The 12562-nt window shown below is 74.6% G+C and carries 12 protein-coding genes; 5 read left to right on the top strand and 7 right to left on the bottom strand.

Annotated features, from left to right (window positions below; all coding sequences use genetic code 11):
- Positions 1–236: 236 nt before the first annotated feature.
- Complete coding sequence (locus E1166_RS25160) at positions 237–1007, bottom strand: DUF5995 family protein (protein ID WP_132270969.1); 771 nt, start codon at positions 1005–1007, stop codon at positions 237–239.
- 118 nt (positions 1008–1125) lie between these two features.
- The gene (locus tag E1166_RS25165) at positions 1126–4044 is read right to left on the bottom strand and encodes a helix-turn-helix transcriptional regulator (RefSeq protein ID WP_132342420.1); all 2919 of its coding nucleotides are present in this window, start codon (positions 4042–4044) and stop codon (positions 1126–1128) included.
- A gap of 183 nt (positions 4045–4227) precedes the next feature.
- On the opposite strand from E1166_RS25165, the gene E1166_RS25170 reads away from it, so the two are divergent.
- On the top strand, positions 4228–6285 hold the full coding sequence (locus tag E1166_RS25170) for an adenylate/guanylate cyclase domain-containing protein (protein ID WP_132342421.1): 2058 nt from the start codon (positions 4228–4230) through the stop codon (positions 6283–6285).
- A 98-nt stretch (positions 6286–6383) separates the two neighbouring features.
- Here E1166_RS25170 and E1166_RS25175 read toward each other — a convergent pair whose 3' ends face one another.
- The 4 genes from E1166_RS25175 to paaI form a co-directional block, all read right to left on the bottom strand.
- Positions 6384–6635 carry a DUF6221 family protein gene (locus E1166_RS25175; RefSeq protein ID WP_132342422.1) on the bottom strand — a complete coding sequence of 84 codons (252 nt, stop codon included), beginning with the start codon at positions 6633–6635 and terminating at the stop codon, positions 6384–6386.
- Positions 6632–6766 carry a hypothetical protein gene (locus E1166_RS32575; RefSeq protein ID WP_279433233.1) on the bottom strand — a complete coding sequence of 45 codons (135 nt, stop codon included), beginning with the start codon at positions 6764–6766 and terminating at the stop codon, positions 6632–6634. The genes E1166_RS25175 and E1166_RS32575 overlap by 4 nt, the downstream gene beginning before the upstream one ends.
- Before the next feature lie 4 nt (positions 6767–6770).
- Positions 6771–7358 (bottom strand): dienelactone hydrolase family protein, encoded by a 588-nt coding sequence (locus tag E1166_RS25180; protein WP_132342423.1) that lies wholly within the window; start codon positions 7356–7358, stop codon positions 6771–6773.
- 114 nt (positions 7359–7472) lie between these two features.
- On the bottom strand, positions 7473–7859 hold the full coding sequence (paaI, locus tag E1166_RS25185) for a hydroxyphenylacetyl-CoA thioesterase PaaI (protein ID WP_132342428.1): 387 nt from the start codon (positions 7857–7859) through the stop codon (positions 7473–7475).
- A 228-nt stretch (positions 7860–8087) separates the two neighbouring features.
- On the opposite strand from paaI, the gene E1166_RS25190 reads away from it, so the two are divergent.
- The 4 genes from E1166_RS25190 to E1166_RS25205 all read left to right on the top strand — a co-directional run bounded on the left by E1166_RS25190 (position 8088) and on the right by E1166_RS25205 (position 11245).
- Positions 8088–9164, top strand: a complete 1077-nt coding sequence (locus E1166_RS25190; RefSeq protein WP_132342424.1) for a hypothetical protein — start codon at positions 8088–8090, stop codon at positions 9162–9164.
- A gap of 156 nt (positions 9165–9320) precedes the next feature.
- Entirely contained in the window at positions 9321–9791 is a 471-nt protein-coding gene (locus E1166_RS25195) for a CrcB family protein (protein ID WP_132342425.1), read from the top strand.
- On the top strand, positions 9788–10150 hold the full coding sequence (gene crcB, locus E1166_RS25200; protein ID WP_132342426.1) for a fluoride efflux transporter CrcB: 363 nt from the start codon (positions 9788–9790) through the stop codon (positions 10148–10150). Before E1166_RS25195 ends, crcB begins: the two co-directional genes overlap by 4 nt.
- Positions 10151–10300: 150 nt before the next feature.
- Positions 10301–11245: a methanogen output domain 1-containing protein gene (locus E1166_RS25205; protein ID WP_132342427.1), complete on the top strand. Its 945-nt coding sequence runs from the start codon at positions 10301–10303 to the stop codon at positions 11243–11245.
- 64 nt (positions 11246–11309) lie between these two features.
- Here the strand turns inward: E1166_RS25205 and E1166_RS25210 are convergent.
- The coding region (locus E1166_RS25210; RefSeq protein ID WP_207914507.1) for a metallophosphoesterase at positions 11310–12562 on the bottom strand (1253 nt) is incomplete at its 5' end.

Here is a 12562-nt window from a genome sequence, read left to right on the forward strand (position 1 = left end):
GCCCCGTCCCACTCTCCGCGCCCCTGCACCGACCGTAAGCGGTCTTCGTGGCTCCTCCCGGCGGAACCGGGCAAGCCGGGGACACTCACCCGACCGGCGGTAGGGTGCGGACGGCTACCGGCGCTCCCCCGTCCACCGCCGGTCGGGCGGTCTCCAGCGCCGGTAGCGGCCCGTGTCGGGGCAGGGAACCGTCCCCGCGCCCCGGTTTCCCGGAGCGCGGGGACCCCCCGTCCCGGCTACTGCAGAAACGCCCCCAGCGGCGAGAGCAGTAGCCGTCCGAGCGCAGCGGCGTTGTTGTCCAGCCGCGTACGCTCGCAGTCGCGGGCGTACGGGTCGTGCCGGCAGCGCCAGATCTTCTGGGCGTTGCGCCAGGCCACGTCCCGGGTGTATTCCACCAGTTCGCCCTGGTACCAGTCGTCGACATCGCCGTTGAGCATGTCCAGCAGCAGTTGCCAGCGTTCCAGGTAGCCCCGGCGCAACGACGGGATCTTGTCGGCGAAGATATCGTTGATCTTCAGATAGTCGCGGTGCTGGTCGGTGCCGTCCACCGGCTCCGACTCCAGGTGGTCGAACGTCGTCACCAGCGCGAACGGAAGATCGAAGTTGATGTGCGCGTTCACCCCCGCCGCCGCCGACGGCAGCGGGCGGGCGTCCGGCCCCCGCATCCGCTGGAACAGGCAGGACCACGCCTGCGGAGTGGTCGGGCTGGACTCCGTCCACAGCCGCAGCGCGTCGAAGTAACGGGCGGCGAACTCCACGTCGAGCCGGGCGAGGAAGACCGGGTCGGCGAAGAAATCGTCGTACAACCCCTCCAGCACGGTGGTGGTGATGACCAGGTAGAGCCGGTTGAAGTCGGCCAGCGGGCAGCTGGCCTCCAGTGGGGGCAGCCGCACCAGCAGGTCCTGGAGCTTGGTGAGGTGGTCCACCACCGCCGGCACGTCCCCGGGGTGGTCGGCGAGCAGTCCGACGATGTCGGCGTGGACCGGGCCCCAGACCGGTTCCGTCATGTCTCCTCCACAGTGGTCCGGACGAGCCCCGTGCCGTCGTCCTCCGCGCATCAGCCTTCCAGCGCCGTACGTCGACGCCATCAGTAGAACGACGTATTCGCGTTGCGACGCCCGCCGGTCACTCGCCCCGGTTGCGCAGGTAGATCGCGCTGGCCTGGACCCTGGTCCGCACCTGAAGCTTGTCGAAGATGTGAGAGACGTGTACGCCGATGGTGCGCTCGCTGATGAACAGCCGCTGGCCGATCTCCTTGTTGGTCAGCCCCTCGGCCACCGCGGCGAGCACCTCCCGCTCCCGGGCGGTGAGCGCCCCCAGTTCGTCGCCGGCCGGCTGGCCCCGCCCGCCCGAGCGGGCGACGGTCGGCTGTGTACGCTCCTCCAGCTTCACCCGGGCCCGCCCGGCCAGGTTCCTGATCTCGCTGGTCAGCGGGGCCGCACCCAGCCCCTGCGCGGTCTGGTACGCCTGGCGCAACAGCTTCGCCGCGGTGGCGCTGCGGCTACGCCGCGCCAGCAACGCCTCGGCCTGCCGCAGCCGGGAGTAGGCCGCCGGGTACGGGTGGTTGCGCCGATCCCACTCGACCGCCGAGCGGGCCCACGCCTCCGGGCAGCCGCGACCGTCCAGCCGGCTCAGCTCGGCGGTGCACAGCGCCAGGAAACCCTCGGCGACGTAGCGGACCGGGCGGGCCGCCGTGACGCTCTTGGTGGTCACCCGGTCGACGGCGTCCCGCAGCCGCCGCACGGCCGTCTCGTCCACCGGCACGGTGCGGCTGGCGCGCGCCTCCGCCTCCGCCCGCAACCCGTGCCAGGCCAGGGTCGCCAACAGCAGCACGTCGTCGGAGCGACTCTCGGTGAGACCGCGCTGCACGGCCTGCCGGGCGACGTCGTGCCGGCCCTGCCACATGGCCAGCCCGGCGCGCAGGATCAGCATCGGCAGCACGTGGCGGGGGGCGCCACCGCCGGCGAGCATGGTGGCCACCGCTTCCAGGTCCCGGTCGGAGGCCTCGACGTCGCCGTAGCCGACCGAGAGCCGGCAACGGGCCAGCAGCAGCTCGACGGCATCGGCGCCGGAGGGGCGGTGCCGCAGCGCCGCCGCGACCACCTTCTCTGCCTCGGCCCACTGCCCCACCCGGAACAACCCGTTGGTGGCGATCGCCAGCAGCCGCGTCTCGTAGGTACGCCCCAGCCCCAGCTGGGCGACCCGCTCGGCACCGCGTCGAGCCACCACCACACCCTCCTCGAGGATGTTCAGCGGCCCGGTCAGCAGCTCCGCCAGGTGCAGGTACGCGCAGGCGACGTCCTCGGGCCGGCCGGCCCGCTCCGCGGTCTGCAACGCCTGGCGCATCACCGCCAGCCCCGCGTCGGGATCCTCCAGGAACGCCTCGCTGAAGCCGAGCGCGGAGCTGGCCAGGACCACCTCGGAGGTGCTGCCCTCGACCGTCGCGGCCAGGTTCAGCGCCGCCCGGGCCCGCTGGCCGGCCTCGGCGTAGCGGCCCAGGTGCAGCAACAGCTCAGCGAGGTGGGCCGCGGCGGTGGCCCGTTCCCCGTCGGTGCAGTCGGCGGCCTGCAGGACCCGCTGGTACTCGGCCTCGGCGGGGGCGGAGCGGCCGGCGGCGGCGAGGTACCGGGCCCGGCGGATGCGCAGCGCGCAGGACGGCTCGGTGTCCGCGTCGGCCAGCTCGGCCAGCAGGGACAACGCCCGGGCGTGCTCGCCGCACTGGTGCGCGGTCTCCGCGGCGTGTTCCAGCAACTCCGCCCGGTTCACCTCGATAGACGTCGTCGCCGGGCCGGCCGCCGGGGTGGCGGCCAGTTGCAGCGCCGCCGACCAGTGCCGGTGCGCCTCGGCGAAACCGTGCAGCCGCTGCGCCTCCCGGGCGGCGGCCATCGCCGCCGGCAGGGCCCGGCCGGGTTCCCCGGCCAGCCGCCAGTGGTGCGCCAGCCGCGCCTGGTGCAGGTCGGCCGGGGCCCGGGTGAGCGCCTCGGCGTAGCGCCGGTGCAGGGCTGAGCGCTCCGCCGGCAGCAGTTCGTGCTCCAGCACCTCGGCGACGAGCCGGTGCCGCAGCCGGTAGCCGTCGTCGGCGCTGACCAGCAGGCGGTGTGCCACAGCCGCCCGGACCGCGTCGATTAGCTCCTGCTCCGGCAGGTGCAGCACGTCAGCGAGCAGCCAGTGCGCCACCGGCTCCACCCCGACTGCCACGGCGTGCACCACGGTGTGCGCGTGCTGGGGCAACGCGTCGACCCGGGACAGAAAGATCTCCCGCAGTGTGTCCGAGAGGCCGTCGCGGCCGTCGCGCAGGTCGCGGGCGAGTTCCTCGACCACGAACGGATTGCCGCCGCTGCGCTGCCAGATCTGGTCCGCGGCCTCCGGGTTCAGCGGGGCACCGACGATGGCGGCGGCGAGCCGGTCGGTGTCGGCCCGGTCCAGCGGGGCGAGGTCGAGCACCCGTACCGACCGGAGCCGACGCAGCTCGGTGAGGACCCGGCGCAGCGGGTGGGCACCCTGCAACGCCTCGGCACGGATCGCGGCCAGCACGGACAGTTGCAGGTCGCCCAGGCCGGCGAGGAGATAGAGCAACAGTTGGCGGGTGCTCCGGTCGACCCACTGCAGGTCGTCGAGGACGAGCACCAGCGGGCGCCCCTCGGCGAGGAGGCTCAGCCCGCGGGAGACCCGTTCGAGCAGCGCGCCGCCGTCCGGGGCAGCCGGCTCGTCGGCGAACATCCGCAGCAGACCACGGACAGCGGACGAGGTGCGGACCTGCGATCCGGCCAGGTCGGCCTCGAACCGGCGCAGCGCCTGCACCACCGGGTGCAGCGGGGACGCGTCGCCGATGTCCAGGCAGGAGCCGGTGAGAACCACGGCTCCGGCGGCACGCAGCCGGGCACCGGCCTCGTGCAACAGCCGGGACTTGCCCACCCCGCTCTCGCCGCTGACGAAGACCGCGGCGGTCTGCCCCGACCCCGACTCGCCGAGGAGCGCGGAACGCAGCTCCGTCAAATGGTCGGCACGGCCGACGAGCGGTGCGGTGTCCACATCGCTGGCCATGTCCGCAGCCTAGTCACACCTCTCGCGCCGTTCTACGGCTGATTGGCGCTGTCGTACCTCTCGCGCCGAGTTTGTGGCCGAAGGTGGCGGTGGACCGACATACGTCGTTCTGCAGATCCCCCGACGCGCCGGTGGTGACAGTCTCCGGAGGGTCGTCAGGCACCGCTGGGAAAGGTGGGTGCGATGCCACTGTCCACGATCGTCGCCGGTCGCGAGGAAGACGTCACCGTGCCGGCCTGGCCGGTGCCGGAGGAACGGCGCACGATCAGTGTGCTCTTCGCCGACATCGTCGGGTCGACCGCGCTGACCGAGCGGCTCGACCCGGAGGATGTCCGGGCCCTGCAACGGGCGTACTTCGACACCGTCGCGGGGGTGCTGCGGCGCTGGCAGGGTGTGGTGGAGAAGTACGTCGGCGACGCGGTGATGGCGCTGTTCGGCGCCCGCCGCTCCGACGGGCTCGACGCGTACCGGGCGGTGCGTGCGGGGCTGGAGATCCAGCAGGCGCTGGACCAGCGGCCGATGCCGGGGGGCGTGCGGCTGCGGGTCCGGGTGGGGATCGCCACCGGGGAGGCGGTGGTCGACCTGGTCGCCGCCCGCGACGGTGGCCACGGCGCGGCCAGCGGCGTGGTGACCACCATCGCCGCCCGGTTGCAGGAGTACGCGCCGCCGGGCGGCGTGGTGGTCTGCGCCGCCACCCACCGGGCCACCACCGGGCTGGTCGACCAGCACGCGCTGGCCCCGGCGACGTTGGCCGGCAAGGCACTGCCGGTCGACGTCTGGCTGATCCGCTCGGCGCGGCGGCCCCGGCCGGCCCGGCACGAGGGGCCGCTGGTGGGGCGGCGCCGCGAGCTGGCCACCGCGCGGGAGCAGCTCGTCCGGGCGGTACGGGAGCACCGTCCACGGTGGGTGTCGCTGGTCGGCCCGGACGGCATCGGCCGCAGCCGGCTGCTGCACGAGCTGCGCCGGTCGCTGCGGCGGGTCGACGGGGTGTCGGTGCGTTGGTGTGTGACGCACTGCCCGCCGTACCCGGAGGTGCCGTTCGCCCCGGTCGCCGACCTGGTCCGGGAACTCGCCGGCGCGTTCGAGGGGGACGCGCCGGCGGTGCTGCGCCGCCGGCTGGCGGCCCTGGTCGGCGGGGCGCTCCCGCCGACCAGGGCCGCCACGGCGGTCGACGCGCTGGCGGCGCTGCTGGCCGGGGCGGGCGACCCGGCGCAGGGGGCGGCGGCCTGCCGCGACGTGCTGCTGGCGGTGGCTGCCCGGCAGCCGTTGGTGGTCGCGGTCGACGACCTGGACCGGGCCGACCCGGAGCTGGGCCGGTTCCTGCACACCCTGTTCGCGGCGGCGACCCTGCGCGGGCTGCCGCTGGCGGTGCTGGCCACCCACCGGCCGCACTTCGCGGATCTGCTGCCCGGCGTCGCCGACCGGTGGGGCCGGGTGACGCTACCGCCGTTGTCGGCGCTCGACAGCGGCCGGCTGGTGCGGCGGATGCTGCAGTGCGCCGGGCAGCCGACCGCGCTGGCCGCACGGCTGGTGCCCCTGGTCGCCGGCGTGCCCGGCTACGCCGCCGGGTACGTCGCCGAGGTGGGCTCCGCCTCGACCGCCGCCGAGGTCGGGCCCGGCCAGGCCGCCTCGGCGGCGCTCGGGCAGGCCAGGGTCACCGAGCCGGCGCTGCCCGAGGCGGTACGGCGGGTCGCCGACGCCCGGCTGGACCGGTTCGACGGGGTGCCGCGAGCGGTGTTGATGGCCGGGGCGATGCTGGGCGCGCGGTTCACCGCGGCGGCGGTCGACCGGCTGTTCAGCTGGACGCCGGGCCGGGCGGCGGGCACGCTGTGCCGGCTGGCCGCCGACGGGCTGCTCCGGCACGACCGGCATGGCCGGTACGCCTTCGTCGACCCGGCCGTGGCCCGGGTGGCGTACGAGCGTCTCCCCCGAGCGGTGCGGGCCGAGTTCGCGCGCCGGGCCGGTCGGTACGGCTCGTCGCCCGTGCCGACGGTTGCCGACGGCGTCCAGGCGTGCCCGCCACCATCGACGGTGCCAGGCGGATCCGGCCGGCGGCCGGAACTCGCCGCCGCATCGTCGGCGGACGGCGGGACGGTTCCGGCGCGACGGGGTGGGCCGACCCGACCGGTCGACCGCGCCGCCGTGGACCGTCCGGCGCTGGCGCTCGTACCGGCGGCCGACCTCGTGGTCGAGCGTGGGCACCCGTCGCGCAGCGGCTCGCCGCCGCTGTGCGCCGCCTGATCCGGATCCGGCGAGCACCGCGGATGCTACGGCGGGGACTGTCGCGAAACCGTGGACTTGGGGGACCGGGATCGGTACGACCAGTGCGCCATTGGCCGTCAGGACCGCCACTCGGCGCGGTACCCGGGCCGCCGGTCGAACGCCGCCGCCAGGTCCAGCACGTCCGGGCACGCCGGAGTGCCGTCATCGAGTTCCCGGCCGTGCCCGCCACCGTCGCAGTAGCCCTGTCCGGTGCCGCACTCCGCGTGCCGGTCGAGGATGCGTCGCTTGGCGTGGACCTCAGCCCGGATCCGGTCACCGGAGCGGACTCCGACCGCGTGCAGGTACTGCTCCGCCGACATGAACGTCATGCCCTGCGGTTCGTGACCGGTGGTTCCGGCAGATCCGGGTGGAGGTCATCGACCATCTCGGCTGCCTGCTCGTCGATGTCGAGCTGCCGCCGCAGCCACCGCATTAGGTAGGTCACGGTCCTGTCCACCACCCTGTCAGTGTCGTACGCCGGTCGGCGGCAGGGCGGCCAGGAACGACAGCACGCGTTCCCAGGCCAGGGCGGTGGCTCCCGGATCGTGGTCGGGTGCCGCCGGGTCGGTCCACAGGTGAGGGCGGCCCGGGTAACGGAACACCTCCAGCCTCGCACCCGCGTCGCTGAGCGCCTGCTGCCAGTCGGCCACCTCGGCCGGCGGCTCGTACGGGTCCGGGTCGGCGAGGTGCAGTTGAACCGGCAGCCCCGGACGGAACGCGGCCGGGTCGCCGCCGGTGCCGTGCAGGAGCAGCAGAGCGGTGGCGGCCGGCCGCTCGGCCAGCAGCACGCCGGCCACCCCGGCACCCATCGAGTAACCGGCGAGCACCGTGTCGGCGGGCAGTGCGGCGAGCGCGGCCCGCGCCCGTCGCAGCACCTCGTCCAGGGTCACCTTCTCCAACAGGGCGAAGCCCGCCTCGACGGTGTCGGCCGGCGGAAGGCCGTACAGGTCGGGGGTGAGCACCTGGTGCCCGGCGGCGCGCAGTCGTTCGGCGTCGGCCAGCACCGCCGGCCGCAGCCCGTGGACGGAGTGGAAGAGCGCGATCTGTGCCACGCGCTTCATCCTGCCCGAGCCGGCCACCGTTGTCCCGCCGCCACGGCGGCCCGGCAGCGCCGACCGGCCGCCGTCCGGCGACCCGTCGGCGAGGTCGGCGCAGCGCGGCGAGGTTCACGCGGGTGGCACGACGCCCCGGCCCAACGTCCGGCTGCGCCCCCGGAACTCGGCGACCACCTCGTCGCCGCGGCGTACCGTGACGTCGTAGATGCCGTTGCGGCCGTGCCGGACCCGCTCGGTGGCCGTCGCGGTCAGCACGTCCCCGGCGCGGACCGGGCGCAGGAAACTGATCTCGCCACCGGCGGCGACCGTCGGCGGGCCGTGGCTGTTGCAGGCCAGCGCGAACGCCGTGTCGGCGAGCAGGAAGACGTAGCCGCCGTGGCCGATACCGTGCCCGTTGACCATGGCTGCGGTCACCCGCATCCGCGCCCGCGCGGTGCCGTCGCCGGCGTCGACCAGCTCGATGCCGAGGCCACGGGACGCGACATCGGCGTCGAACATGTCGTGCGCGGCGGTCCGCCCCGACGCCACCGCGTCGTCCCGCCGCCGGCTGTCGTCCTGCACACGCTCCTCCTGCCGGTGATCCCCGACGGCCCGGCACGCCGGGCATCCCCGGTACGGTACGCCGCTGCCGCCGCAGGTCAGGACGACGGCGGCGGGGCAGCGCCGGCGTCACACACAGACACGGCACAATGGCGGAACGTGGAACGGATTCGGAAGGAACCGCCGATGACGCGCAACGCAGCCGCCGTCCCCGACCCGGTCAAGGTCGCCCCGGCCCGGCCGGGGCAGGCCGACCGCCCGCGGGTACGACCGACCAGTCGTCGCGAGGATCTCGTCACCGTCCTGCTCGGAGCCTGCCTGGTGGCGGGAGCGATGTCCGACGGCTGGGCGCACACCAACATCATCGACACCATCGAGGGCTTCTTCACCCCGTGGCACGGTCTGCTGTATACGGGATTCGCGGCCAGCGCCGGCTGGACCTGCTGGCTGGCGTACCAGCGACGGGACGCGGCCCCCCGCTGGTGGCGGGACGGTTGGCCGGCCGGCTACCGGGTGGGGGCGCTCGGCGTCGCGGTGTTCCTCCTCGGTGGCCTCGGCGACATGCTCTGGCACGAGACCCTCGGCGTCGAGGTCGGCCTCGACGCCGCGTTCAGCCCGACCCACCTGCTGATCGACGCCGGTGCCGTGCTGCTGCTGACCAGCCCGCTGCGCTCCTGGTGGGCCAGCGGCGAGGGCGGCCTGCGGTCGGTCACCGGGGTACTGTCGCTGGCATTCGCCGCGATGGGGCCGGTCATCCTGCTCACCCACTCGTCGGCCTTCCTCTCCGTCGCGCCGACCGAGGCGGTCGGCGCGTACGGCAACCAGCACCTCGCGGTCCTCGGTGTCGACGCGTACCTGGTGACCACCGTGCTGCTGACCGCGCCGTTCCTGCTGGCCCACCGGCGGCGGGCGGCCTTCGGCGCCGGGACCGCCCTGGTGGCCGGGGTGGCGTTGTTCAACCTGGTGATGGTCGAGTTCCCGGCATCGCAGACGGTCGCCGCGCTCACCGCCCTGCTCGGCGCGGTGCTGGCCGATCTGGCGCTGCTGCGGCTGGACGCGGTGCGGGGGCGCGACGCGGCGCTGCGGCTGCCGATCGCGGGCGCGCTCTACGCCGGGCTGGTCTGGGCCGGGCATCTACTCGGCCTGGCGGCGACCGACGGGCTGCGGTGGACGCCGGAGGTGACCGGCGGGCTGGTCACCCTCACCGCGATCCTCGGCGCCGTCCTCGGCGGGCTGGCGGCCCGGCCCGCCCCGGCAGCCTGAGCACCCCGACGCCACGGCCCCGGCGCGGGCGGTGACCGGCAAGCTAGAGTGGGGTACGGCGGTGGGGCCCGCCGTCCCGGCCACGACCGGGAGAACCGCGTCTTCGGGGACGCCGACGGTCCCTACCAGTGGCCCGGATGCTGGTAGGGAGGACAGGTGCCGACATCACGGCGCATCAACCCCGACGTCGACCTGCGGGTGCCCGCCGACCGTCGGGAACTCGACGCGCACCCGACGGCCGTGCTCGGCGTCGTCGCCGCGGGCGGCGCGTTGGGCGCGTTGGTCCGGGCCGCGGCCCAGGCGGCGTTGCCGCACTCCCCGACCGGCTTCCCGTGGTCGACGTTCGGCGTCAACGTGCTCGGCTGCCTGCTGATCGGCGCGCTGATGGCGATGATCGGTCGCCGTCGCGTCCCGCCGCTGACCCGCCCCTTCCTGGGGGTGGGCGTGCTCGGCGGCTTCACCACCTTCTCGGCGTACACGGTGGAGGCTCACCGGGCGTTCCTCGCCGGGGCCGCCGGCACGGCGTTGGCCTATCTGGCGGCGACGCTGGTGGCCGGACTGGCGGCGGTCGTGGCCGGTGACGCGCTCGTCGCGCGGGTGCTGGACCGCCGCGGAGGTCGGCGGTGACCGTCCTGCTCATCGTGCTCGGCGCGGCGGTCGGGGCCCCGCTGCGGTACCTCACCGATCGGGCGGTGCAGGCCCGGCACGGCTCGGTCCTGCCCTGGGGCACATTTTCCGTCAACGTCGTCGGGTCGCTGCTGCTCGGCGTGGTGCTCGCGGTCCCGGCCGGGTCGGCCGTCACCGCGCTGCTCGGCACCGGTTTCTGCGGGGCGTTCACCACCTGGTCCACGTTCGGCTACGAGACGGTGCGGCTGACCCGCGCCGGAGCCCGGACCGCCGCGCTGGCCCACGCGCTGCTCAGCGTGGTGGCCGGGCTGGCCGCGGCGGCGGTCGGCCATGCCCTGGGACGCGCGCTGAACGGTTGAGCGGCGGCGACCGGATCGGGTGGGGAGGCGTATGGTGGGCGAACGCGGTGGCATCCGCGCGCCCGATGGCGTCCGCCGGGTGGTCGAGACCGGGTACCCGTAACGGACGACGGAGCGCCCGCGTGGCGCGGATGGGAACGAGGTGGCTCGGTGGAATGGTTGCTGGCTCCAGCGACCCCGGCGGCGGCCAGCGCGCTACGCGCCGAGCTGACCGACTTCCTGCGCCGGCACGCGCAGGAACGTGACGAGGTCGAGGACGCCGGCATGGTGATCTCCGAACTGCTCGGCAACGCGGTCGAGCACGCCGGCGGCCCGGTGTGGGTGAGCCTGGACTGGTCGGCCGCGCGCCCCACGCTGGTGGTGCACGACCTCGGCCCGTCGTTCCACCTCGGCGACCTGCCGGTGCCGGCCACCGGCAGCATCCGGGGCCGCGGCCTGTGGTTGGTCCGCCAACTCGGCACCGAGCTGGACGTGGTGGCGAAGCGGGGCACCGGCAAGCAGGTGCGCGGGGTGCTGCCGGTGACCCGACGGGTCGAAGTCTCCTTCGACCCGCCCCGCCGGGAGGTCAACCCACTGCCCGCTCTCGACGAGGCGGGACCCCGCGGCTTCGGTCGGGAGTCCTTCCTGCGCGCCCTCGTCGTGGAACTGGCCCGCACGGCCGAGAACCGGCAGGGGCCGAGCGCCACGGAGGAGATGGTGGCCCAGGTGGGCGCGACGGTCGGCGGGCAGATGGAGGAGGAGTACCGCCGGGCCCGGGACGTGGTCGGCCGGCTCAGCGCCGCCCAGGTGGCCGAGTGCTACCTGCGGCTCAAGTCCGCCATCGGCGGTGACTTCTACGTCATCTCCCTCGACGACGACCGGATCGTGCTGGGCAATCGTCGCTGCCCGTTCGGCGACACCGTACGCCGCGCGCCCGCGCTGTGCCGGATGACCTCCAGCGTGTTCGGCGGCATCGCCGCGCGCAACCACGGCGCGGCGGTGGTGCTGCTGGACGAGCGGATCGCCGTGGGCGACCCGGAGTGTCAGGTCACCGTGCTGCTCGGCGCGTCCGCCCGGAACAATCCGGGCGGCCACCACTACCGGCAGGGCTCCTGAGTCTCACCGCCGGCTCCGGGCACCCCACAGCCGTCACATCCTGTCGCTGCCGGTGCCGTGCTCGTCACGCTCCGGCGGCCCGAAGGGTGAGCAGGGTGATGTCGGGATCGGCACCGACCCGCACCGGCGGGCCCCAGAACCCGGCGCCGTTGGTGACGTACACCGGCGTACCGTCCACCTCCCCCAGCCCGGACACCACGGGCTGCTGCATCCCGACCAGGTAGTGGAACGGGAACACCTGACCACCGTGCGTGTGGCCGGAGAGCTGTAGGTCCACCCGGTACGGGGCGGCATCGTGCACCGCGACCGGCTGGTGCGCCATCAGCACCACCGGCCGGGACGGATCCCGGCCTGCGAGCGCGGCCGCGTAGTCCGGTGGGTCCGCGTACTGCGCCCCCATGATGTCGTTGACCCCGGCGAGGTCGATCACCCCACCGCCGTGGGCGATCTCGACCCGCTCGTTGCGCAGCAATCGCAGGTCCAGCTCGGTGGCCGCCTCGATCCAGCTCTCGTGGCCGGCGATGTACTCGTGATTGCCGGTGACGTAGAACACGCCGTGCCGGCCCCGCAGCCGGGTCAGCGGCAGCAGGGACTCCCGCACCCTGCCGGGCTCGGAGGTGACCACGTCGCCGACCACCGTCACCAGATCGGCGTCCAGCCCGTTGACGAGCTCCACCATCCGTTCCACCTGGCCGGTGCCGAGCAGCGGCCCGACATGCAGGTCCGCCAGGACCGCCAGCCGCAGCCCGTCGGCCCTGCGGGCCAGGCGGGCCATCGGAATGTCGAGCCGCTTGATGGTCGGCGTCCGGTAGGCCCGGCTCATCCCGAAGCCGGTGAGGCTCACCGCGACCGCCCCGGCCGTGATGGCCGCCCCCCGGCGCAGCAGCAGCCGGCGAGAGGGATCGTGACTGGACTCCGGATCGGGCGCCACGGGCGACCCCGGGTCCCGCTCGGGGTCGAAAGCCGGCGGGTCGACGCCGCCGGAGCCGCCCACGCCCACCGCGATGGCCGGGACCGGGCTCGGGGCCGTGGCGGGACGACCCACCCGCTGCCGCCGGCGCGTCGCAAGCCACGCCGCCAACACCGGCACCTCCAGCAGGAGCAGCGTGAGGAACAGGTAGAACATCAGTGCCAGCCACAGGTAGCCGGGCATGGTCAACCAACGCCAGCCGGAGGGCAACCATTCGCCGACGGTCACGAGAGCTGGATCGAGGCGGCCACCGAGCTGGACCTGCGATTGCTGCGCAACGAGCGGGTCGAGATCGCCCACGGCGGTGGGGTGATCGACCTCGCCGGGGTCAACGACATCATGGGGGC

Origin of the sequence: Micromonospora sp. KC213 (assembly GCF_004348325.1) — a bacterium.
GTDB lineage: Bacteria > Actinomycetota > Actinomycetes > Mycobacteriales > Micromonosporaceae > Micromonospora.

Bases quoted from the DNA above. Each gene is read 5' to 3' on its own strand.
- E1166_RS25160 (WP_132270969.1), bottom strand. From the start codon at position 1,007: ATGACGGAACCGGTCTGGGGCCCGGTCCACGCCGACATCGTCGGACTG.
- E1166_RS25165 (WP_132342420.1), bottom strand. From the start codon at position 4,044: ATGGCCAGCGATGTGGACACCGCACCGCTCGTCGGCCGTGCCGACCAT.
- E1166_RS25170 (WP_132342421.1), top strand. From the start codon at position 4,228: ATGCCACTGTCCACGATCGTCGCCGGTCGCGAGGAAGACGTCACCGTG.
- E1166_RS25175 (WP_132342422.1), bottom strand. From the start codon at position 6,635: ATGACGTTCATGTCGGCGGAGCAGTACCTGCACGCGGTCGGAGTCCGC.
- paaI (WP_132342428.1), bottom strand. From the start codon at position 7,859: ATGTTCGACGCCGATGTCGCGTCCCGTGGCCTCGGCATCGAGCTGGTC.
- E1166_RS25190 (WP_132342424.1), top strand. From the start codon at position 8,088: ATGACGCGCAACGCAGCCGCCGTCCCCGACCCGGTCAAGGTCGCCCCG.